Consider the following 20,961-nt stretch of genomic DNA (forward strand, 5'->3'; position numbering starts at 1 on the left):
GGTCACAACGGTACCACGACCGGAGATGGAGAATACGTCTTCGATAGGCAGCAGGAACGGTTTGTCAATCGCACGCTCCGGTTCCGGGATATAAGAATCCAGCGCTTCAGCCAGTTCGATGATTTTCGCTTCCCACTCAGCTTCGCCTTCCAGCGCTTTCAGCGCGGAACCACGAATGATTGGCGTATCATCGCCCGGGAAATCGTACTGAGACAGCAGTTCACGCACTTCCATCTCAACCAGTTCCAGCAGTTCTTCATCATCAACCATGTCGCATTTGTTCAGGAACACGATGATGTAAGGAACGCCAACCTGGCGGCCCAGCAGGATGTGCTCACGGGTCTGCGGCATCGGGCCGTCAGTCGCGGCAACAACCAGGATCGCGCCGTCCATCTGCGCGGCGCCGGTGATCATGTTTTTCACATAGTCGGCGTGTCCCGGGCAGTCAACGTGCGCGTAGTGGCGAGTCGGGGTATCGTATTCAACGTGAGAAGTGTTGATGGTGATACCACGGGCTTTTTCTTCCGGCGCGTTATCGATCTGATCGAATGCACGGGCGGCGCCGCCGTAGGTTTTAGCCAGAACGGTAGTAATGGCGGCAGTCAGCGTTGTTTTACCATGGTCAACGTGGCCGATAGTACCGACGTTGAGATGGGGTTTTGTACGTTCAAATTTTTCTTTAGACACGGCGATATTCCTTACTCTAATGCTCTCCCCCTATGGAGAGAGCACGGTTCAATGTGTTAAACCCGGATTATTTACCACGGGCTTCAATAACGGCCTGAGCCACGTTGTTCGGCGCTTCAGCGTACTTCAGGAACTCCATGGAGTAAGAAGCACGACCCTGAGTCTGCGAACGCAGATCGGTAGCATACCCAAACATTTCGGATAACGGTACCTGGGCACGAATAGTCTTACCTGTCGCAGTATCTTCCATACCTTCGATGATACCGCGGCGACGGTTCAAGTCACCAATTACGTCGCCCATGTAGTCTTCAGGCGTTTCAACTTCAACTTTCATGACGGGTTCCAGCAGAACCGGCTTAGCGCGTTTAAATGCTTCTTTAAACGCGATAGACGCTGCCAATTTAAACGCCAATTCAGAGGAGTCGACATCGTGGTAAGAACCAAAATGCAAACGTACGCCCAAGTCTACAACCGGATAACCCGCCAGCGGGCCTGATTTCAACTGTTCCTGAACGCCTTTGTCAACAGCCGGGATGTATTCGCCAGGAATTACGCCGCCCTTGATTTCGTTGACAAATTCGTAGCCGGCACCGCCCGGTTCCAGCGGATACATGTCGATAACGACATGACCATACTGACCGCGACCACCAGACTGTTTCGCATGTTTCCCTTCCACGTCCTTAACGGTATCGCGGATGGTTTCACGGTAAGCAACCTGAGGTTTACCGATGTTGGCTTCAACGTTGAACTCACGACGCATACGGTCAACGATGATTTCCAGGTGCAGTTCGCCCATACCGGCGATGATGGTCTGGTTGGATTCTTCGTCGGTCCATACGCGGAAAGACGGGTCTTCTTTTGCCAGACGCCCCAGAGCCAGACCCATTTTTTCCTGGTCGGCTTTGGTTTTCGGTTCTACCGCGATGGAAATAACCGGTTCAGGGAATTCCATACGTTCCAGAATGATCGCATTATCCGGATTACACAGCGTGTCGCCGGTGGTCACATCTTTCAGGCCGATTGCCGCGGCAATATCGCCTGCGCGAACTTCTTTGATTTCTTCACGTTTGTTGGCGTGCATCTGAACGATACGGCCAAAACGCTCGCGCGCGGATTTCACGGAGTTCAGCACCGTGTCGCCAGAGTTCACCACGCCAGAGTAAACGCGGAAGAACGTCAGGTTACCCACGAACGGGTCGGTGGCGATTTTAAATGCCAACGCAGCAAACGGTTCTTTATCGTCGGAATGACGCACCGCCGGCGTATCTTTACCATCGTCCAGAATACCGCTGATTGGCGGAACTTCGGTCGGCGACGGCAGATATTCGATTACGGCATCCAGCAATGCCTGCACGCCTTTGTTCTTGAACGCGGAACCACAGGTAACCAGAATGATTTCGTTGTTCAGAACGCGCTGACGCAATGCTTTTTTGATTTCTTCTTCGGACAGTTCTTCACCGCCCAGGTATTTGTCCATCAGCTCTTCTGAAGCTTCAGCTGCGGACTCAACCAGGTTCTGATGCCATTCTTCAGCCAGATCCTGCATATCAGCCGGGATATCTTCATAAGTGAAGGTGATGCCCTGATCGGCTTCATTCCAGTTGATCGCTTTCATTTTCACCAGATCGACAACGCCGGTGAAATGTTCTTCAGCGCCAATAGCTAACTGAAGCGGTACCGGATTCGCACCCAGACGGGTTTTGATCTGGCTTACCACTTTCAGGAAGTTCGCGCCCATGCGGTCCATTTTGTTAACGAACGCAATGCGCGGCACTTTGTATTTGTTCGCCTGACGCCATACGGTTTCAGACTGCGGCTGAACACCACCAACAGCACAGTAAACCATGACTGCGCCGTCAAGAACACGCATGGAACGTTCTACTTCGATCGTGAAGTCAACGTGTCCCGGGGTGTCGATGATGTTGATACGATGGGGTTCATACTGCTTGGCCATACCTGACCAGAAAGCAGTTGTCGCAGCAGAAGTAATGGTGATCCCACGCTCCTGCTCCTGCGCCATCCAGTCCATGGTGGCCGCGCCGTCATGAACTTCACCGATTTTATGGTTCACACCGGTATAGAACAGAATACGTTCTGTCGTGGTGGTTTTACCGGCATCGATGTGTGCACTGATACCGATATTACGGTAGCGTGCAATAGGTGTTGTACGAGCCATTTGTTTCCTCTATATCCTAGGGCGTTCAATTAGTTAAGCCAAGCGGGTTGGCTTTTTGAAGCGCCCGCCTGGTTAGCATAACTACAGCGAAGGGATTACCAACGGTAGTGAGCGAACGCCTTGTTGGCTTCAGCCATACGGTGAACGTCTTCACGTTTCTTGACAGCAGTACCTTTGTTTTCCGCTGCATCAGAAAGTTCGTTCGCCAGGCGCAAAGCCATGGATTTATCACCGCGTTTACGAGCAGCTTCAACGATCCAACGCATTGCCAGGGCATTACGACGAACCGGACGGACTTCAACTGGTACCTGATAAGTAGAACCACCAACGCGGCGAGACTTAACTTCGACAGTCGGACGAACGTTGTCCAGCGCTACTTCAAAAGCTTCCAGGTGGTCTTTACCTGAACGCTGAGCCAGGGTCTCAAGCGCGGTATAGACGATTGCTTCGGCGGTAGATTTTTTGCCATCTACCATCAGGATATTTACAAATTTGGCCAACAGCTCTGATCCGAACTTAGGATCCGGCAGGATTTTACGTTGACCAATGACGCGACGACGTGGCATGGAAATACTCCGTTGTTAATTCAGGATTGTCCAAAACTCTACGAGTTTAGTTTGACATTTAAGTTAAAACGTTTGGCCTTACTTAACGGAGAACCATTAAGCCTTTGGCTTCTTCACGCCGTATTTGGAACGGGATTGCTTACGGTCTTTAACACCAGAGCAGTCCAGCGCGCCACGAACGGTGTGGTAACGAACACCTGGCAGGTCTTTAACACGACCGCCACGGATCAGGATCACGGAGTGTTCCTGTAGGTTATGACCTTCACCGCCAATATAGGAGGTAACTTCAAAACCGTTGGTTAAACGAACACGGCATACTTTACGCAGCGCGGAGTTCGGTTTTTTCGGGGTGGTGGTATATACGCGAGTACATACGCCACGTTTCTGCGGGCATGCTTCCAGCGCCGGAACGTTGCTTTTAACAACCTTCAGGGCGCGTGGCTTGCGTACCAGCTGGTTAATTGTTGCCATTCAAAAAGCTCCTGGTTTTTGCTTCGTAAACACGTAATAAATCATCTCGTACTTGCGCAGGGCAAAGTATGAGGACGCAGAATTTTAGGGCTGGCCGTGGAAGGAGTCAAGAAATATACAAAAATTCAGCGTTACCACGCCAGCTGTTGCGAATATTGCACCGTCAGTTGAACAAATTGATTATAGCTAATCAATGAAAAGTTGTTTGAAATTTGTGCAGCCAAGCCTCTGGCGTCGGCATCATTTTGCAAAACATACAATGGGATCGACGTATTAAGGAGACGGCTTGCCGTTTCGCTATTCGCCAGCGCGGCGATAACGCCGTCCTGCAACAGCACCAAGGCGTCTTCCGGTCCTAAACAACGTAAAAGCGCATCAATGTCGCAATGATAAGGAGAATGGGAAAGCGTATGCAACATGGGTAAAACACTCGCCGCTAAAATGAAAGTACGGCATGGTAATTCGCCAGCCGCTGTCTTAATGCCTCGGGGGGCAGGAGCGCCACATCCAGAACCCAATCGGTATCTAAAGCAATCCCCCGTTGCTGGAGAGATTCGGCGCAGACATAGCAGTGTTCGATGTCATACAGCGGCAGCACGCCAAACGTCGAAATATAGTCGCGCATTAAAATCTTTTCCGGCTGCTGCCCCGGCAGTAATTGCAATACGCCGTCGCCGATAAAGAAAACGCCGATATCTTCTGTCAACGCGGACATCGCAAGGAGCGCGTCCAGCCCTTCCCGACCGGACGCGCTACCATGAGGCGAGTGAGTAAAAACAAAAGCGACATGCTTCATGACTCGGCAACAACCAGGATCGCGCCGTCCATCTGCGCGGCGCCGGTGATCATGTTTTTCACATAGTCGGCGTGTCCCGGGCAGTCAACGTGCGCGTAGTGGCGAGTCGGGGTATCGTATTCAACGTGAGAAGTGTTGATGGTGATACCACGGGCTTTTTCTTCCGGCGCGTTATCGATCTGATCGAATGCACGGGCGGCGCCGCCGTAGGTTTTAGCCAGAACGGTAGTAATGGCGGCAGTCAGCGTTGTTTTACCATGGTCAACGTGGCCGATAGTACCGACGTTGAGATGGGGTTTTGTACGTTCAAATTTTTCTTTAGACACGGCGATATTCCTTACTCTAATGCTCTCCCCCTATGGAGAGAGCACGGTTCAATGTGTTAAACCCGGATTATTTACCACGGGCTTCAATAACGGCCTGAGCCACGTTGTTCGGCGCTTCAGCGTACTTCAGGAACTCCATGGAGTAAGAAGCACGACCCTGAGTCTGCGAACGCAGATCGGTAGCATACCCAAACATTTCGGATAACGGTACCTGGGCACGAATAGTCTTACCTGTCGCAGTATCTTCCATACCTTCGATGATACCGCGGCGACGGTTCAAGTCACCAATTACGTCGCCCATGTAGTCTTCAGGCGTTTCAACTTCAACTTTCATGACGGGTTCCAGCAGAACCGGCTTAGCGCGTTTAAATGCTTCTTTAAACGCGATAGACGCTGCCAATTTAAACGCCAATTCAGAGGAGTCGACATCGTGGTAAGAACCAAAATGCAAACGTACGCCCAAGTCTACAACCGGATAACCCGCCAGCGGGCCTGATTTCAACTGTTCCTGAACGCCTTTGTCAACAGCCGGGATGTATTCGCCAGGAATTACGCCGCCCTTGATTTCGTTGACAAATTCGTAGCCGGCACCGCCCGGTTCCAGCGGATACATGTCGATAACGACATGACCATACTGACCGCGACCACCAGACTGTTTCGCATGTTTCCCTTCCACGTCCTTAACGGTATCGCGGATGGTTTCACGGTAAGCAACCTGAGGTTTACCGATGTTGGCTTCAACGTTGAACTCACGACGCATACGGTCAACGATGATTTCCAGGTGCAGTTCGCCCATACCGGCGATGATGGTCTGGTTGGATTCTTCGTCGGTCCATACGCGGAAAGACGGGTCTTCTTTTGCCAGACGCCCCAGAGCCAGACCCATTTTTTCCTGGTCGGCTTTGGTTTTCGGTTCTACCGCGATGGAAATAACCGGTTCAGGGAATTCCATACGTTCCAGAATGATCGCATTATCCGGATTACACAGCGTGTCGCCGGTGGTCACATCTTTCAGGCCGATTGCCGCGGCAATATCGCCTGCGCGAACTTCTTTGATTTCTTCACGTTTGTTGGCGTGCATCTGAACGATACGGCCAAAACGCTCGCGCGCGGATTTCACGGAGTTCAGCACCGTGTCGCCAGAGTTCACCACGCCAGAGTAAACGCGGAAGAACGTCAGGTTACCCACGAACGGGTCGGTGGCGATTTTAAATGCCAACGCAGCAAACGGTTCTTTATCGTCGGAATGACGCACCGCCGGCGTATCTTTACCATCGTCCAGAATACCGCTGATTGGCGGAACTTCGGTCGGCGACGGCAGATATTCGATTACGGCATCCAGCAATGCCTGCACGCCTTTGTTCTTGAACGCGGAACCACAGGTAACCAGAATGATTTCGTTGTTCAGAACGCGCTGACGCAATGCTTTTTTGATTTCTTCTTCGGACAGTTCTTCACCGCCCAGGTATTTGTCCATCAGCTCTTCTGAAGCTTCAGCTGCGGACTCAACCAGGTTCTGATGCCATTCTTCAGCCAGATCCTGCATATCAGCCGGGATATCTTCATAAGTGAAGGTGATGCCCTGATCGGCTTCATTCCAGTTGATCGCTTTCATTTTCACCAGATCGACAACGCCGGTGAAATGTTCTTCAGCGCCAATAGCTAACTGAAGCGGTACCGGATTCGCACCCAGACGGGTTTTGATCTGGCTTACCACTTTCAGGAAGTTCGCGCCCATGCGGTCCATTTTGTTAACGAACGCAATGCGCGGCACTTTGTATTTGTTCGCCTGACGCCATACGGTTTCAGACTGCGGCTGAACACCACCAACAGCACAGTAAACCATGACTGCGCCGTCAAGAACACGCATGGAACGTTCTACTTCGATCGTGAAGTCAACGTGTCCCGGGGTGTCGATGATGTTGATACGATGGGGTTCATACTGCTTGGCCATACCTGACCAGAAAGCAGTTGTCGCAGCAGAAGTAATGGTGATCCCACGCTCCTGCTCCTGCGCCATCCAGTCCATGGTGGCCGCGCCGTCATGAACTTCACCGATTTTATGGTTCACACCGGTATAGAACAGAATACGTTCTGTCGTGGTGGTTTTACCGGCATCGATGTGTGCACTGATACCGATATTACGGTAGCGTGCAATAGGTGTTGTACGAGCCATTTGTTTCCTCTATATCCTAGGGCGTTCAATTAGTTAAGCCAAGCGGGTTGGCTTTTTGAAGCGCCCGCCTGGTTAGCATAACTACAGCGAAGGGATTACCAACGGTAGTGAGCGAACGCCTTGTTGGCTTCAGCCATACGGTGAACGTCTTCACGTTTCTTGACAGCAGTACCTTTGTTTTCCGCTGCATCAGAAAGTTCGTTCGCCAGGCGCAAAGCCATGGATTTATCACCGCGTTTACGAGCAGCTTCAACGATCCAACGCATTGCCAGGGCATTACGACGAACCGGACGGACTTCAACTGGTACCTGATAAGTAGAACCACCAACGCGGCGAGACTTAACTTCGACAGTCGGACGAACGTTGTCCAGCGCTACTTCAAAAGCTTCCAGGTGGTCTTTACCTGAACGCTGAGCCAGGGTCTCAAGCGCGGTATAGACGATTGCTTCGGCGGTAGATTTTTTGCCATCTACCATCAGGATATTTACAAATTTGGCCAACAGCTCTGATCCGAACTTAGGATCCGGCAGGATTTTACGTTGACCAATGACGCGACGACGTGGCATGGAAATACTCCGTTGTTAATTCAGGATTGTCCAAAACTCTACGAGTTTAGTTTGACATTTAAGTTAAAACGTTTGGCCTTACTTAACGGAGAACCATTAAGCCTTTGGCTTCTTCACGCCGTATTTGGAACGGGATTGCTTACGGTCTTTAACACCAGAGCAGTCCAGCGCGCCACGAACGGTGTGGTAACGAACACCTGGCAGGTCTTTAACACGACCGCCACGGATCAGGATCACGGAGTGTTCCTGTAGGTTATGACCTTCACCGCCAATATAGGAGGTAACTTCAAAACCGTTGGTTAAACGAACACGGCATACTTTACGCAGCGCGGAGTTCGGTTTTTTCGGGGTGGTGGTATATACGCGAGTACATACGCCACGTTTCTGCGGGCATGCTTCCAGCGCCGGAACGTTGCTTTTAACAACCTTCAGGGCGCGTGGCTTGCGTACCAGCTGGTTAATTGTTGCCATTCAAAAAGCTCCTGGTTTTTGCTTCGTAAACACGTAATAAATCATCTCGTACTTGCGCAGGGCAAAGTATGAGGACGCAGAATTTTAGGGCTGGCCGTGGAAGGAGTCAAGAAATATACAAAAATTCAGCGTTACCACGCCAGCTGTTGCGAATATTGCACCGTCAGTTGAACAAATTGATTATAGCTAATCAATGAAAAGTTGTTTGAAATTTGTGCAGCCAAGCCTCTGGCGTCGGCATCATTTTGCAAAACATACAATGGGATCGACGTATTAAGGAGACGGCTTGCCGTTTCGCTATTCGCCAGCGCGGCGATAACGCCGTCCTGCAACAGCACCAAGGCGTCTTCCGGTCCTAAACAACGTAAAAGCGCATCAATGTCGCAATGATAAGGAGAATGGGAAAGCGTATGCAACATGGGTAAAACACTCGCCGCTAAAATGAAAGTACGGCATGGTAATTCGCCAGCCGCTGTCTTAATGCCTCGGGGGGCAGGAGCGCCACATCCAGAACCCAATCGGTATCTAAAGCAATCCCCCGTTGCTGGAGAGATTCGGCGCAGACATAGCAGTGTTCGATGTCATACAGCGGCAGCACGCCAAACGTCGAAATATAGTCGCGCATTAAAATCTTTTCCGGCTGCTGCCCCGGCAGTAATTGCAATACGCCGTCGCCGATAAAGAAAACGCCGATATCTTCTGTCAACGCGGACATCGCAAGGAGCGCGTCCAGCCCTTCCCGACCGGACGCGCTACCATGAGGCGAGTGAGTAAAAACAAAAGCGACATGCTTCATGACTCTGCCTTAAAATCCGATTAAAACTGGATGACTCGATCGCAGGTCAGAGCGGATCGAGCCAGTTCGCCAAGACCGCTTAAGGTAAAGCCGTCCTGCAAATTCGCAGCCCCCAACTTTAGCTGTTCCGCCTGTTGACGGTCGGTTACCCCACGGCGCAACGCGGCGGCGACACAGACATTTAGCGTCGCCTGATGTTCCCGCGCCAGACGCTGCCAGGCCCGAACCAGATCAAACTCGTCGTTCGCCGGCGAGGTGAGCTGGTTGGCGTTCAGCACGCCTTCACGATAGAAGAACACGCTTTCCAACCGATGACCTTCATCCAGTAAAGCCTGCGCAAACTGCAACGCGCTGCTTGCTTGCTGCGTACCATAAGCGGGGCCGGTAACCAGCAGACAATAGCTCAGCATCAACGATCGTGTCCGCTGAAATCGCCGCTTTTAAACTGGCGGATATAAAGATACACGGTATGTTTGGAGATATTCAGACGCTCGGCGACCTGATTAATCGCGTCTTTGATATCAAAAATGCCTTTCTCATACAGACTCAGAACAATTTGCCGATTTTTCGCATTGTTGGACACATTGCGGTCCGCATTGACTTCTTCAATGGAAAACTCCAGCGTTTGCGCCACCAGATCGTCCACCGACGACGCGAAGTTCACCGAGGACGCGACCTCATGCGTCTCAGGGGGAATAAAGGTCTGCACTATCTGTGAAAAAGGCACATCCAGGTTCATATTGATACAGAGTAATCCAATCACCCGTTGTTCACGGTTACGAATCGCGATAGTGACCGACTTCATCAACACGCCGCTTTTAGCGCGGGTGAAATAAGCTTTCGAAACGCTACTATCTTCACCGGCCATGTCATGCAGCATACGTAATGCAAGATCGGTAATCGGCGAGCCGATTTTCCTGCCGGTATGTTCGCCGTTGGCGATACGCACGGCGGAACATTTCAAATCATCAAGCGAGTGCAGCACGATTTCACAGTGCTCACCGATCAACATGGCCAATCCATCGACCACCGCTTCATACGATTTCAGGATCTCATAATCCGTTTGGCTAAACGGACGTTCATCCAGCAAATCAAGGTCATAAGATTCGCCAGACACAAGCGAACTAGACATGGCAGACACCATCCTCAACGTCATTTATTTGTTGTCTTGACAGGGAACATAGTCTAGCAAATGTCCACACTCTCGTCCCTGAAATTCACGGTTTCGTTTCTGAACGGTGAACTTACTCATCTTTATTGTATAAAAAAACCGCGGGCGCATGGCCCGCGGTTGATATCTCATCAGTTGATGGGACTGATGAATTACTTCGCGCTTTTCTCTTCTGCGGCGGGTTTTGCCGCTTTGGCGTCATCGGCCGCTTTCACATCAGCTGCTGATTTGATATCCAGCAGCTCAACGTCGAACACCAGCGTGGAGTTGGCCGGGATCCCCGGCACGCCGTTTTCGCCGTAAGCCAGCGTCGGCGGGATAACCAGCTTGATCTTGCCGCCTTTCTTGACGTGTTTTAACCCTTCCGTCCAGCCGGGAATCACCCCGTCAAGTTGGAAAGACAACGGCTCGCCGCGTTTGTAGGAGTTGTCGAATTCGCTACCGTCAACCAGCGTGCCTTTGTAGTTAACGACAACCGTATCGCTGTCTTTCGGCGCGCTGCCGTTGCCTTCTTTCTCAACCTGATACAGCAGACCGGATTCAGTTTTCTTCACGCCTTTTTCTTTGGCGAAAGCATCACGATATTTCGTGCCTTTATCCGCATTGTCTTTGGCGTCCTGCTTCATTTTGGTTTCAGCCGCCGCTTTTACCCGGCCTTCGAAGCCTTGCAGCGTTTTTTCAATTTCTTCGTCAGTCAGTTTGCTCTTATCGGCAAACGCGTCCTGAACACCGGCAATCAACTGATCCTTATCCAGCTTAATACCCAGTTTTTCTTGTTCTTTGAGGGAGTTATCCATGTAACGCCCCAGCGATGCGCCTAACGCATAAGCCGCGGCCTGCTCATCATTCTTGAATTTGGCCGTCGCAGCCGTATCAGAGGCCTGCGCCGTTTCCGCCGCCAGAGCCTGGCCTGCGTTCAGAGTCAGAGCCATCGTTGTTGCTAACAGCGTTACTTTAAACAGTGATTTCATCCATTTCTCCAGCATCTGGAGCTACGCGCTCCAGCCATCATTAAAAATACATTCGCGACTACTATAACTGCGCGCACGAAGACAACACAACGACACACGCGACAATCCTTTGATAAAAAACATTTCATCGTTTTTTAACGCCGTTCTCGACGGCCGGACCGCATAGCCCGAAAGGCGAGCCTCGGAAATAGTGTGAGCTGAACCTGCTCAGATCGCTTATTGCGCCTTATTCCGACCGTTTTTACTACCAGAAGTTTCTGCTTTCTGACAAACTTATGGGTAATAGGCTGTAAGCTGTAGGGGGAATGCCAGTGTCATCGCTTGAAGAACGGCTCGAACTATTGGAAAGCCGTCAGGCTTTTCAGGAAGTGACGATAGAAGAGTTGAACCAAACGCTTATTCAACACGAAAGGGAAATCAGTCGGCTACGCGAGCAGGTACGCCTGTTGACGGAGAGGTTACGCACCCAGCAAACGTCGTTAATCGCGCCGCAGTCGGAAGAAACGCCGCCGCCGCACTATTGAATCATCTCACGTTATCGGAGATCGCCGGACCGGCATAAAACGCATCAGGGCGGAAGCGAACGCCTCTGCCCTGATGCTATTACCGAATAAGCCGACGACGATTCGCGCCAACAGCCGGCGTTCGCCTCAGCTCAAACGGATTAGTGGCAACCGCATCCGCCGTTGCCGCAGCAGCCGTCGCCGTGTTCATGATCGTGTTCGCCGTGAACGTGACCATGCTCCAGCTCTTCTTCCGTCGCTTCGCGAATGGCCACGACTTCAACGTTAAAGCTCAGATTTTGACCGGCCAGCATATGGTTGCCGTCAACCACGACGTGATCGTCTTCCACTTCAGTAATTTCAACCGGCACCGGCCCCTGATCGGTTTCAGCCAGGAAACGCATGCCGACCTGAAGTTCGTCCACGCCCATAAATACGTCTTTAGGCACGCGTTGAACCAGGTTTTCATCATAACTGCCATAAGCATCGTTAGACGCGATATTAACGTCAAAATGGTCGCCCACCGCACGGCCTTCCAGCGCATTTTCCAGACCGGAAATCAAAGAGCCATGACCATGCAGATAGTCCAACGGCGCACTCACCGGAGACTCATCAACCAATACACCGTCTTCTGTTCGTACCTGATAGGCCAGACTGACCACCAGATCTTTTGTTACTTTCATGATATCTCCTACCGTTGGAAATCAAACTGGCGCAAATTGTAGCTGAAAAAAATCCCGATGTACCGCCCACAATAAAAAAACGTCGGGAACGTTTTTCAACGTCACGCAGTGACGGCCCAGCGGGCAAGTCCCATGGATGGGACGCGTCAAAAAACGTCGGGAACGTTTTCCCGTGAGGGGGATAACATCGCCATGCCTATTTAGGATGAAAAATGCCGATAATCTCATCCGCCGATCGCCCGGCGGCCCGCCGCGGCTGATCCGGACGCGTCTGTCGATAGCCGCACTTAACGCATACCACCACTTCCGTTTGATCTTCATACCCGACGGCCAAGGTATCCTGCGTCCGACATTCAGGGCAGATCGCCCCGGCGATAAAGCGTTTACGCATCTTATCCCGACCTATTTCAGCTTAGACATTATTCAAATTCATCCCAATCGTCCTGCCGACGACGCTCATGCAGCATTTCCCGTTGAAAGATATCTTCCAGCTCGCGCCGGGCTTCTTTCACCCGGGAGATATGCGCCCCGTCGTTCTGCAACTGCGGCATCAGTTCCCGCAACATGCGCATATCCAGACGACGAAAGTGCTGCTGGGCGCGATAGGCCTGATGAGGATGCATCCCCAGCGATATCAGCGCCTTGCGGCCCAACTCCAGCGAGCTGGAGAAGGTTTCACGGGAAAAATGCTTAACCCCCGCCAGCAACAGTTCATGCGCTTCGACGCGGCCGCGCGCCCGGGCCAGAATTTCCAGATGCGGGAAATGCAGCTGGCACAAATGCACTATCGCCATGGTATCTTCCGGCGTATTGCTGGTGATAACGATGGACTGCGCTTTCTCCGCGCCCGCCGAACGCAATAGTTCCAGCTCCGTCGCATCACCATAGTATACTTTATAACCATAACCGCGCATCAGACTGACTGCGCTGATATCGCGTTCCAGCACCGTAATGCGCATTTTATTCGCCATCAGCAAGCGGCCGATCACCTGCCCGAAGCGCCCGAATCCCACCACGATCACCTGCGGCTCATCGTCGGCGACATAGGGTTTCTCGTCAGGCGCTTCCAGGGGGTTATAGCGCCGAATCAGGATCCGATCGATAAGCTGCATTAACAGCGGCGTGGTCATCATCGACAGCGTTACCGTCACCAACAGCAGCGGCAGTTGATCGCCCTGCAAAACCTTGTACGTCGAAGCGGCGGAAAACAGCACAAACGCAAACTCACCGCCCTGGCTCAATACGCCGGCAAATTGTAAACGCTCCGAGCGGCGCATGCGGTTAATACGGGCCAGCACATAAAGCACCGTGCCTTTTACGGCTACCAGCGCCAGTACGGCAATCAGCACTTCCACGATATGGACATAGAGAACGCCCAGATTTAACGCCATCCCGACGGAGATGAAGAACAACCCGAGCAGCAGTCCTTTAAACGGCTCAATGGCGATTTCCAGCTCATGCCGATACTCGCTTTCAGCCAACAGCACGCCGGCGATAAACGTCCCCAGCGCCATTGAAAATCCTAACGCTTCCATAAAAAGCGCCGATCCCAGCACCAGCAGCAAAGCCGCCGCGGTAAAAACTTCCCGCACGCCGGAAGCGGCGATAAAACGGAATAGCGGACGCACCAGATAACGGCCGCCTATCAGCATACCGGCGAACGCCGCGACCTTGAGCGCGACCTGACTCCAGTCATCAATCTCGCCCTGAACCCCCGCCAAAATAGGCACCAGGGCGAGGGCCGGAATCACCGCCAGATCCTGAAACAGCAGGACGGAAAATCCCAATTGTCCGGACTCGTTGCGATTCATTCCCTTTTCACGCATCAGTTGCAACGCCATCGCCGTCGACGACATCGCCAACCCTACCCCGCCGATCAACGCCGACTGCCAGGAGAAGTTCATCAGATACAGCGCGCCCCCCAGAAGCAGCGTGCTCAACCCGACCTGCGCGGCGCCGACGCCGAAAATGGAGCGCCGCAGCGTCCACAGTTTTTTCGGGTTCAGTTCCAGTCCGATGATAAACATCAGAAAAACGACGCCAAGCTCGGAAAAGTGCAGAATAGCGTCAACATCGCGGATAAAACCCAATCCCCAGGGGCCGATGGCAATCCCGGCGATCAGATAACCCAGCACGGCGCCAATGCCGATTCGCGCCGCAATCGGCACGGCGAGCACCGCCACAAACAAAAACAGAACGCCTGCGGTAAGCAGCGTAGAGCTTTCCATATCAGCGTTCCTCGTGAGCGAAAGGAGAAGCCAGCCATTGGGCATAAGCCAGTTCATAACCGGACAAAACATCTGGGGGCAGACGGCGCGCCCAATAAACGATCATGGGTTTAATCCAGTGCATACGGCACAGAGACGCGGTCATCTCAAACGGACGCAGAAAATCCTCCATCGGATAGCGGCTCTTGCCCCCGGCCCGGTAGGCTTCCTCCGGTTCGCCGGTGGTAATCACCGATCGCCAGTATTTTCCCGCCAGCGCGTTGCCGCCGGCCCCGTTGGCGAAACCGCGCGATAACACCCGGTCAAACCACTCTTTTAACAAGGCCGGGCAACTGTAGGTATAAAACGGGTGTTGAAACACAATGACCTGATGTTCGCGCAGCAACTGCTGCTCATGATAAATATCGATAAAAAAATCAGGATAATGCGCATACAGATCGTGTACGGTGACATTATCCAACTGTTGTGCCGGTTGCAGTAAAACCCGGTTTGCTACCGAATCTTGTGATTCCGGATGGGCATACAGCAGCAGAATCTTGGGTGGCTGCGACATCATTCCCCTCCAAAGCGTCGTCATGGTTGTCATTTTCCGCTACCATGCAGCGCTACGACTAAAAAGCAGGGCATAATCGCTCCTGATATCAAGTCAATAATTTAACATACTCTGAACATACGGCGCTTTATGATTGTTTTCTCCTCGCTGCAAATTCGACGTGGTGTACATGTTCTGCTGGATAACGCGACGGCGACCATTAACCCCGGCCAGAAAGTGGGGCTGGTGGGCAAGAACGGCTGTGGTAAATCTACCCTGTTGGCATTACTGAAAGGTGAAATCAGCGCCGACGGCGGCAGCGCCACGTTCCCGCAGGGATGGGCGCTGGCCTGGGTGAATCAGGAAACGCCGGCGCTGGACGTACCGGCGCTTGATTACGTCATTGATGGCGACCGGGAATTCCGCCAGCTTGAGACGGCGCTGCAACTCGCCAACGACGACAATGACGGCCATGCCATTGCGACGCTGCACGGCAAACTGGACGCCATTCAGGCCTGGACGATTCAGGCCAGAGCCGCCAGTTTACTTAACGGGCTCGGTTTCTCGCAGGATCAGTTACAGCAACCGGTCAGCGCCTTTTCCGGCGGCTGGCGCATGCGCCTCAATCTGGCTCAGGCGCTCATTTGCCGCTCCGATCTGCTGTTGCTCGACGAACCCACCAACCACCTCGATCTGGATGCGGTGATCTGGCTGGAGAAATGGCTGAAAAGCTATCCGGGGACGCTGGTGCTGATTTCGCACGACCGTGATTTTCTCGATCCCATCGTCAATAAGATTTTGCACATCGAGCAACAAACGCTTAACGAGTACACCGGCAATTACAGCTCTTTCGAACGGCAGCGGGCCACGCGGCTGGCGCAGCAGCAATCGCTGTATGAACATCAGCAGGAGCGGGTCGCGCATCTGCAACATTACATCGACCGTTTCCGCGCCAAAGCGACCAAAGCCAAACAGGCGCAAAGCCGGATAAAAATGCTGGAGCGCATGGAAATGATTGCGCCGGCGCATGTGGACAACCCCTTCCGCTTCAGCTTCCGGGCGCCGGAGTCGCTGCCCAACCCCTTGCTGCGCATGGAGAAAGTCAGCGCCGGTTATGGCGACAAGCTGATTTTGGAATCGATCAAACTGAATCTGGTGCCGGGGTCGCGCATCGGCCTGCTGGGGCATAACGGCGCGGGGAAATCGACGCTGATCAAGCTGCTGGCGGGAACGCTGGAACCGATTCAGGGGGAAATCGGGCTGGCGAAAGGCGTGAAGCTGGGCTACTTCGCCCAGCATCAGTTGGAATTCCTGCGCGCCGATGAATCGCCGTTACAGCATATGGTGCGTCTGGCGGAACGGGAAACCGAGCAGCAACTGCGCGATTACCTCGGCGGCTTCGGTTTTCAGGGCGACAAAGTCACGGAAATCACCGAGCGTTTCTCCGGAGGAGAAAAAGCCCGGCTGGTGCTGGCGCTTGTCGTCTGGCAGCGCCCGAATCTGTTGCTGCTCGACGAACCCACCAACCACCTGGATCTCGATATGCGGCAGGCGCTGACAGAAGCGTTGATCGATTTCGAGGGCGCGCTGGTGGTGGTATCGCACGATCGGCACCTGATTCGCTCAACAACCGATGACCTCTATCTGGTTCACGATCGCAAGGTCGAGCCTTTCGACGGCGATCTGGAGGATTACCAGCAGTGGCTGACGGACAGACAGCGCCAGGACAGCGCCGCCGACGAAACGCCCAAAGAAAACGCCGCCAACAGCGCTCAGGCCAGAAAAGAGCAAAAGCGGCGGGAAGCCGAACTGAGAGCACAGACGCAACCGCTGCGCAAACAAATCGCCCGGCTCGAACAGCAGATGGAAAAACTGGGCGCGGCGCTGGAAGCCGTTGAGGCCAGGCTGGCGGATACCGGGCTTTACGATATCAGCCGTAAAGCCGAACTCACGGACTGCCTACAGCAGCAGATAAAGGCGAAAACGGATTTGGAAGAAACTGAAATGGCGTGGCTTGAGGCGCAGGAACAGCTAGAGCAAATGAATCAGCAGCTCTCGTCTTAGCCTTTCTCTGGCGCGGACCGATAGGCAGATTATCGGTCCGCGCCGAATGACTAATGCCAAATCAGCAAGACACAGGCGGCCGTCAGCAATCCCATCGAGACGTTGAAGATAATCCAGGCTTTTTTACTGCGCAACAAACGGCCGATCAGAGTGCCGAATCCGAGCCATATCGCGCCGGCGACCAGATTCACCAGTACGATGCCAAGACTTATCGCCGCCACCGAGTGATGATATTCCCTCCCCGGCAGGCTAAAACTGGCTACCGCCCCCAACGCCATCAGCCAGGCTTTGGGATTGAGGAATTGCAGCAGCCACCCTTGATAAAACCGAATCGGCCGCGGCGGCGCGTCCAGGGTTTCCAGCTTTTCGTAAGCGGCGGTGGCGACTTTCCACGCCAGCCAAAGCAGATACAAGCTGCCAAGCACTTTCAGCATGAAATGCAAAGAGGGATAGATGAGGATCAGGCTGCCTACGCCAAATGCCACCAGCAATAAAATGCTCTGCATGCCAAACATGATGCCAATCATCAACCACAAAGAGCGGAAAAAACCAAAATTGGCGCCGGACGTGGTCAGCAACATATTGTTCGGGCCTGGCGTAATGGCGGCAACCCAGAGAAAACCTAACATCGACAGAAACAAGCTCAGTTCCATGTAACGGGTGCCCCTCACCCTGAAGCGTTTTTGCGGTATAGTTGGTCACGAATGCATTGTTAAGCGGCAGCATTGAAGCTAACAGTGTGATATTAATCGCACAAGTTCGGATACCAATATTTTTATTCATATTACGTATGACGCTTTCCGCCCGGCTTGAGAAGCGCATTCCAGCCTGGCTTACTCAATTTCTGGACAAACAATCGTGATTATTCCCTGGCAACAACTCGAACCCGAAACACTGGAAAATCTCATCGAATCTTTCGTTCTCCGGGAAGGAACGGATTACGGCGAGCAAGAACGGACGCTGCAACAGAAAGTCGCTGATGTGCGCCGGCAGTTGGAATCAGGCGAGGTCGTGCTGGTATGGTCTGAGTTGCATGAAACAATTAACATCATGCCGCGCCGTCAGTTTAATGCGGGCGGGCATCCCCCTCACTAAGCGCTGGCAAAGCACTAAAAGAAGATGTATCTGTATTACAGACCATGCTAACAACGATGAAAACAGCCTGAGGTTGACGACATTCCCTATCGCAGCCAGACCGAGATGAACCGCCGGGCGGCAGAGCGACAGATCCCGGCGGGGTTCGTCGCGGAGGTCGGCCCCGTCTGATACCTTTTCTTTTTTGATGGCGTATTCGCCACCATGACGGAGTAAATCGTCTTATGTCGCATAAGCATCCGATTATTGCCGTGACCGGCTCCAGCGGCGCGGGAACCACAACAACCAGTCTGGCCTTTCACAAGATCTTTCATCAACTGAACATGCGCCCCGCCCAGCTTGAAGGTGATAGCTTTCACCGTTATACCCGGCCGGAAATGGATATGGAAATTCGCAAGGCGCGAGATCTTGGCCGTCATATCAGCTATTTCGGCCCGGAGGCCAATGATTTCAGCCTGCTGGAGCAATCCTTCATCGAATATGGTCGGCACGGGCGAGGGAAAACGCGTAAATATCTTCATACCTATGATGAAGCCATTCCCTACAATCAGGTACCCGGTACATTCACGCCGTGGGAACCCATGCCCGAACCGACCGACGTGCTGTTTTATGAAGGACTGCACGGCGGCGTGGTGACCGACCAGCACAACGTGGCGCAGCATGTCGACTTACTGGTCGGCGTGGTGCCTATCGTCAACCTGGAATGGATTCAAAAACTGATCCGTGATGTGAATGAACGCGGCCACTCGCGCGAAGCGGTCATGGATTCGGTCGTCCGTTCGATGGATGATTACATCTCGTACATTACGCCGCAGTTTTCACGTACCCATATCAACTTCCAGCGGGTTCCCACCGTGGACACCTCCAACCCCTTCGCGGCCAAATCCATCCCTTCGCTGGACGAGAGCTTTGTGGTGATCCATTTTCAGGGGCTGGACAATATTGATTATCCCTATCTGCTGGCGATGTTGCAGGGATCGTTTATTTCCCATATCAACACGCTGGTCGTGCCGGGCGGGAAGATGGGTCTGGCGATGGAATTAATTATGGCGCCATTGGTTCAGCGTTTGCTGGAAGGGAAGAAAATCGAATAGTCGCTCGAAAAAAAGCACGGCGGCAGAAACCAGGTCGCTACCGTGCCTGCTCCGGTTCAACGCGGTTATGCCAATTCCCGGACCTCATGGCTGTGGGTCACCTCTACCGCTTTAGCCAGCATCAGCGCCACGGAGCAATAGCGCTCCGCAGACAGCGCGACCGCGCGTTCTACGGCTTTCTCGGTCAACCCTTTGCCGGAGACGATAAAATGCAGGTTGATATGGGTAAACAGACGCGGCGCCTCCGCTTTCCGCTGCGACGTGAGTTTAACCTCGCAGTCGGCAACATCGTTGCGCCCTTTTTGCAATATGGACACCACATCAATCGCGCTGCATCCGCCCACCGACATCAATACCATTTCCATTGGACTTGGCGCTTTATCCCCCGAATTTCCATCCATTAAAATCTGATGTCCGGAAGATGATTCGCCAAGGAATGTTAAGCCTTCAACCCACTTCACTCGAGCCTGCATGGTACCCTCCGCTAAAAAATTTTTGAAAATTTATATCGTTACTGTACAAAATCATCTGATAACCAGAGCTTTATCATGCTGAAGTGAGACAACACAAGACACGTCCTTCAAGCTGTGTTAAAAACAAGAACAGTATCTGCCTTATTCTGGACAAACTCAGATGCCGGGGAGATGATGACGTCGCCAAATAAAGGCTCCAGTATATTCCCTGACGTCGTTCTGCCTACACTGAATTTGAACTTTTAACAGTAAATACGCCGTACAGGGAACTCTGAGCCCTGTGAATTGCGCAGTGACTGACAACAGAGGATGATATCGAATGGTTCTCGGCAAACCGCAAACAGACCCGACTCTTGAATGGTTCCTTTCTCATTGCCATATCCACAAGTACCCATCGAAGAGTACGCTTATTCACCAAGGTGAAAAAGCAGAGACGCTTTACTACATCGTGAAAGGCTCCGTCGCCGTGCTGATCAAAGATGAAGAAGGCAAGGAAATGATTCTTTCTTATCTGAATCAGGGCGATTTTATCGGCGAACTCGGCCTGTTTGAGGAAGGTCAGGAGCGCAGCGCCTGGGTGCGGGCGAAAACAGCGTGTGAAGTTGCTGAAATTTCTTATAAAAAATTCCGACAACTGATCCAGGTTAACCCCGATATCCTGATGCGCCTGTCGGCTCAGATGGCCAGCAGACTGCAAGTGACTTCAGAAAAAGTCGGCAATTTGGCTTTCCTCGACGTAACGGGGCGTATTGCTCAGACCTTGTTGAACCTGGCGAAACAACCGGATGCCATGACCCACCCGGACGGCATGCAAATAAAAATCACGCGTCAGGAAATCGGCCAGATTGTCGGCTGTTCACGCGAGACCGTAGGGCGGATACTTAAAATGTTAGAAGACCAAAATTTGATCTCCGCACATGGTAAAACCATTGTGGTTTACGGCACTCGCTAAACCACAATAATTACCCGACGACAAAAAAGCGTGAGATTTTCTCACGCTTTTTTTTATCCGATATATTTATCAACGATAATATTATTATTCAAAAATAAACAATCCCAATTCAATTGAGCGAATTTATCAAATCCGCTCAATATGAGAAGGGAGGCTGGTTCGGG

Annotated in this window: 25 protein-coding genes and 1 pseudogene; 5 read left to right on the forward strand and 21 right to left on the reverse strand. The window is 52.5% G+C overall.

Going from position 1 to position 20,961, the window contains the following annotated elements; all coding sequences use genetic code 11:
* From ABRZ28_RS22785 to fkpA, 15 genes and pseudogenes are all read right to left on the reverse strand, one after another.
* Window positions 1-687: GTP-binding protein (locus ABRZ28_RS22785; protein ID WP_319611851.1), on the reverse strand; the 687-nt coding region annotated here is incomplete at its 3' end.
* A gap of 67 nt (window positions 688-754) precedes the next feature.
* Window positions 755-2,863, reverse strand: a complete 2,109-nt coding sequence (gene fusA / locus ABRZ28_RS22790) for an elongation factor G (RefSeq protein WP_319606386.1) — start codon at window positions 2,861-2,863, stop codon at window positions 755-757.
* A 95-nt stretch (window positions 2,864-2,958) separates the two neighbouring features.
* Window positions 2,959-3,429, reverse strand: a complete 471-nt coding sequence (rpsG, locus tag ABRZ28_RS22795) for a 30S ribosomal protein S7 (protein ID WP_009111198.1) — start codon at window positions 3,427-3,429, stop codon at window positions 2,959-2,961.
* A gap of 96 nt (window positions 3,430-3,525) precedes the next feature.
* A complete protein-coding gene (rpsL, locus tag ABRZ28_RS22800) occupies window positions 3,526-3,900 on the reverse strand; it encodes a 30S ribosomal protein S12 (protein WP_009111197.1) in 375 nt (124 codons plus the stop codon).
* 131 nt (window positions 3,901-4,031) lie between these two features.
* A complete protein-coding gene (gene tusB / locus ABRZ28_RS22805) occupies window positions 4,032-4,319 on the reverse strand; it encodes a sulfurtransferase complex subunit TusB (RefSeq protein WP_319606385.1) in 288 nt (95 codons plus the stop codon).
* 17 nt (window positions 4,320-4,336) lie between these two features.
* Window positions 4,337-4,696, reverse strand: a complete 360-nt coding sequence (gene tusC / locus ABRZ28_RS22810) for a sulfurtransferase complex subunit TusC (protein WP_319606384.1) — start codon at window positions 4,694-4,696, stop codon at window positions 4,337-4,339.
* Between the two features lie 5 nt (window positions 4,697-4,701).
* A pseudogene (locus ABRZ28_RS22815) lies at window positions 4,702-5,022 on the reverse strand (GTP-binding protein); the annotation flags it as partial.
* Window positions 5,023-5,089: 67 nt separating this feature from the next.
* Entirely contained in the window at window positions 5,090-7,198 is a 2,109-nt protein-coding gene (gene fusA, locus ABRZ28_RS22820; protein WP_319606386.1) for an elongation factor G, read from the reverse strand.
* A 95-nt stretch (window positions 7,199-7,293) separates the two neighbouring features.
* Window positions 7,294-7,764: a 30S ribosomal protein S7 gene (gene rpsG, locus ABRZ28_RS22825; protein WP_009111198.1), complete on the reverse strand. Its 471-nt coding sequence runs from the start codon at window positions 7,762-7,764 to the stop codon at window positions 7,294-7,296.
* 96 nt (window positions 7,765-7,860) lie between these two features.
* Complete coding sequence (gene rpsL, locus ABRZ28_RS22830; RefSeq protein WP_009111197.1) at window positions 7,861-8,235, reverse strand: 30S ribosomal protein S12; 375 nt, start codon at window positions 8,233-8,235, stop codon at window positions 7,861-7,863.
* Between the two features lie 131 nt (window positions 8,236-8,366).
* Entirely contained in the window at window positions 8,367-8,654 is a 288-nt protein-coding gene (gene tusB, locus ABRZ28_RS22835) for a sulfurtransferase complex subunit TusB (RefSeq protein WP_319606385.1), read from the reverse strand.
* A 17-nt stretch (window positions 8,655-8,671) separates the two neighbouring features.
* Window positions 8,672-9,031: a sulfurtransferase complex subunit TusC gene (gene tusC / locus ABRZ28_RS22840; protein ID WP_319606384.1), complete on the reverse strand. Its 360-nt coding sequence runs from the start codon at window positions 9,029-9,031 to the stop codon at window positions 8,672-8,674.
* 20 nt (window positions 9,032-9,051) lie between these two features.
* Window positions 9,052-9,441: a sulfurtransferase complex subunit TusD gene (gene tusD / locus ABRZ28_RS22845; RefSeq protein WP_319606383.1), complete on the reverse strand. Its 390-nt coding sequence runs from the start codon at window positions 9,439-9,441 to the stop codon at window positions 9,052-9,054.
* The gene (locus ABRZ28_RS22850) at window positions 9,441-10,163 is read right to left on the reverse strand and encodes a helix-turn-helix transcriptional regulator (protein WP_319606381.1); all 723 of its coding nucleotides are present in this window, start codon (window positions 10,161-10,163) and stop codon (window positions 9,441-9,443) included. The genes tusD and ABRZ28_RS22850 overlap by 1 nt, the downstream gene beginning before the upstream one ends.
* A 191-nt stretch (window positions 10,164-10,354) precedes the next feature.
* On the reverse strand, window positions 10,355-11,173 hold the full coding sequence (fkpA, locus tag ABRZ28_RS22855) for an FKBP-type peptidyl-prolyl cis-trans isomerase (protein ID WP_319606380.1): 819 nt from the start codon (window positions 11,171-11,173) through the stop codon (window positions 10,355-10,357).
* A 305-nt stretch (window positions 11,174-11,478) separates the two neighbouring features.
* Between fkpA and ABRZ28_RS22860 the strand changes: the two genes are divergently transcribed.
* Window positions 11,479-11,697: a SlyX family protein gene (locus ABRZ28_RS22860; protein ID WP_319606379.1), complete on the forward strand. Its 219-nt coding sequence runs from the start codon at window positions 11,479-11,481 to the stop codon at window positions 11,695-11,697.
* 140 nt (window positions 11,698-11,837) lie between these two features.
* On the opposite strand, the gene slyD is transcribed toward ABRZ28_RS22860, so the two are convergent.
* The 4 genes from slyD to kefG form a co-directional block, all read right to left on the reverse strand.
* Window positions 11,838-12,359 (reverse strand): peptidylprolyl isomerase, encoded by a 522-nt coding sequence (slyD, locus tag ABRZ28_RS22865; RefSeq protein ID WP_330521641.1) that lies wholly within the window; start codon window positions 12,357-12,359, stop codon window positions 11,838-11,840.
* A gap of 196 nt (window positions 12,360-12,555) precedes the next feature.
* The gene (locus ABRZ28_RS22870) at window positions 12,556-12,750 is read right to left on the reverse strand and encodes a YheV family putative zinc ribbon protein (RefSeq protein ID WP_330521642.1); all 195 of its coding nucleotides are present in this window, start codon (window positions 12,748-12,750) and stop codon (window positions 12,556-12,558) included.
* 28 nt (window positions 12,751-12,778) lie between these two features.
* Entirely contained in the window at window positions 12,779-14,587 is a 1,809-nt protein-coding gene (gene kefB / locus ABRZ28_RS22875; protein WP_330521643.1) for a glutathione-regulated potassium-efflux system protein KefB, read from the reverse strand.
* A 1-nt stretch (window position 14,588) separates the two neighbouring features.
* Window positions 14,589-15,140, reverse strand: coding sequence for a glutathione-regulated potassium-efflux system ancillary protein KefG (gene kefG / locus ABRZ28_RS22880; protein ID WP_330521677.1), 552 nt, complete (start codon window positions 15,138-15,140; stop codon window positions 14,589-14,591).
* Window positions 15,141-15,269: 129 nt separating this feature from the next.
* Here kefG and ABRZ28_RS22885 point away from each other — a divergent pair, with 129 nt between their 5' ends.
* Window positions 15,270-17,183: an ABC transporter ATP-binding protein gene (locus ABRZ28_RS22885; RefSeq protein WP_319606375.1), complete on the forward strand. Its 1,914-nt coding sequence runs from the start codon at window positions 15,270-15,272 to the stop codon at window positions 17,181-17,183.
* Window positions 17,184-17,233: 50 nt separating this feature from the next.
* On the opposite strand, the gene ABRZ28_RS22890 is transcribed toward ABRZ28_RS22885, so the two are convergent.
* On the reverse strand, window positions 17,234-17,836 hold the full coding sequence (locus ABRZ28_RS22890; protein ID WP_319606374.1) for a LysE family translocator: 603 nt from the start codon (window positions 17,834-17,836) through the stop codon (window positions 17,234-17,236).
* Between the two features lie 205 nt (window positions 17,837-18,041).
* Between ABRZ28_RS22890 and ABRZ28_RS22895 the strand changes: the two genes are divergently transcribed.
* Window positions 18,042-18,278 (forward strand): YheU family protein, encoded by a 237-nt coding sequence (locus ABRZ28_RS22895; protein WP_319606373.1) that lies wholly within the window; start codon window positions 18,042-18,044, stop codon window positions 18,276-18,278.
* Between the two features lie 224 nt (window positions 18,279-18,502).
* Window positions 18,503-19,372, forward strand: a complete 870-nt coding sequence (locus ABRZ28_RS22900; protein WP_319606372.1) for a phosphoribulokinase — start codon at window positions 18,503-18,505, stop codon at window positions 19,370-19,372.
* Between the two features lie 65 nt (window positions 19,373-19,437).
* Here the strand turns inward: ABRZ28_RS22900 and ABRZ28_RS22905 are convergent, their stop codons facing one another.
* Window positions 19,438-19,845, reverse strand: a complete 408-nt coding sequence (locus tag ABRZ28_RS22905; RefSeq protein WP_319606371.1) for an OsmC family protein — start codon at window positions 19,843-19,845, stop codon at window positions 19,438-19,440.
* A gap of 319 nt (window positions 19,846-20,164) precedes the next feature.
* Between ABRZ28_RS22905 and crp the strand changes: the two genes are divergently transcribed.
* Window positions 20,165-20,797, forward strand: coding sequence for a cAMP-activated global transcriptional regulator CRP (crp, locus tag ABRZ28_RS22910; RefSeq protein ID WP_004090925.1), 633 nt, complete (start codon window positions 20,165-20,167; stop codon window positions 20,795-20,797).
* The last annotated feature ends 164 nt before the right edge of the window (window positions 20,798-20,961 follow it).

This window comes from Brenneria sp. g21c3 (genome assembly GCF_040240345.1).
Lineage (GTDB): Bacteria > Pseudomonadota > Gammaproteobacteria > Enterobacterales > Enterobacteriaceae > Brenneria.

Coding starts and splice junctions, on each gene's coding strand:
- rpsG (WP_009111198.1), bottom strand. CDS start 3,429: ATGCCACGTCGTCGCGTCATTGGTCAACGTAAAATCCTGCCGGATCCT.
- crp (WP_004090925.1), top strand. CDS start 20,165: ATGGTTCTCGGCAAACCGCAAACAGACCCGACTCTTGAATGGTTCCTT.
- kefG (WP_330521677.1), bottom strand. CDS start 15,140: ATGTCGCAGCCACCCAAGATTCTGCTGCTGTATGCCCATCCGGAATCA.
- ABRZ28_RS22890 (WP_319606374.1), bottom strand. CDS start 17,836: ATGGAACTGAGCTTGTTTCTGTCGATGTTAGGTTTTCTCTGGGTTGCC.
- tusC (WP_319606384.1), bottom strand. CDS start 4,696: ATGAAGCATGTCGCTTTTGTTTTTACTCACTCGCCTCATGGTAGCGCG.
- ABRZ28_RS22900 (WP_319606372.1), top strand. CDS start 18,503: ATGTCGCATAAGCATCCGATTATTGCCGTGACCGGCTCCAGCGGCGCG.
- fusA (WP_319606386.1), bottom strand. CDS start 2,863: ATGGCTCGTACAACACCTATTGCACGCTACCGTAATATCGGTATCAGT.
- tusB (WP_319606385.1), bottom strand. CDS start 4,319: ATGTTGCATACGCTTTCCCATTCTCCTTATCATTGCGACATTGATGCG.
- tusD (WP_319606383.1), bottom strand. CDS start 9,441: ATGCTGAGCTATTGTCTGCTGGTTACCGGCCCCGCTTATGGTACGCAG.
- ABRZ28_RS22860 (WP_319606379.1), top strand. CDS start 11,479: ATGCCAGTGTCATCGCTTGAAGAACGGCTCGAACTATTGGAAAGCCGT.
- tusB (WP_319606385.1), bottom strand. CDS start 8,654: ATGTTGCATACGCTTTCCCATTCTCCTTATCATTGCGACATTGATGCG.
- ABRZ28_RS22905 (WP_319606371.1), bottom strand. CDS start 19,845: ATGCAGGCTCGAGTGAAGTGGGTTGAAGGCTTAACATTCCTTGGCGAA.
- rpsL (WP_009111197.1), bottom strand. CDS start 3,900: ATGGCAACAATTAACCAGCTGGTACGCAAGCCACGCGCCCTGAAGGTT.
- ABRZ28_RS22870 (WP_330521642.1), bottom strand. CDS start 12,750: ATGCGTAAACGCTTTATCGCCGGGGCGATCTGCCCTGAATGTCGGACG.
- fusA (WP_319606386.1), bottom strand. CDS start 7,198: ATGGCTCGTACAACACCTATTGCACGCTACCGTAATATCGGTATCAGT.
- rpsG (WP_009111198.1), bottom strand. CDS start 7,764: ATGCCACGTCGTCGCGTCATTGGTCAACGTAAAATCCTGCCGGATCCT.
- ABRZ28_RS22850 (WP_319606381.1), bottom strand. CDS start 10,163: ATGTCTAGTTCGCTTGTGTCTGGCGAATCTTATGACCTTGATTTGCTG.
- rpsL (WP_009111197.1), bottom strand. CDS start 8,235: ATGGCAACAATTAACCAGCTGGTACGCAAGCCACGCGCCCTGAAGGTT.
- slyD (WP_330521641.1), bottom strand. CDS start 12,359: ATGAAAGTAACAAAAGATCTGGTGGTCAGTCTGGCCTATCAGGTACGA.
- fkpA (WP_319606380.1), bottom strand. CDS start 11,173: ATGAAATCACTGTTTAAAGTAACGCTGTTAGCAACAACGATGGCTCTG.
- tusC (WP_319606384.1), bottom strand. CDS start 9,031: ATGAAGCATGTCGCTTTTGTTTTTACTCACTCGCCTCATGGTAGCGCG.
- kefB (WP_330521643.1), bottom strand. CDS start 14,587: ATGGAAAGCTCTACGCTGCTTACCGCAGGCGTTCTGTTTTTGTTTGTG.
- ABRZ28_RS22885 (WP_319606375.1), top strand. CDS start 15,270: ATGATTGTTTTCTCCTCGCTGCAAATTCGACGTGGTGTACATGTTCTG.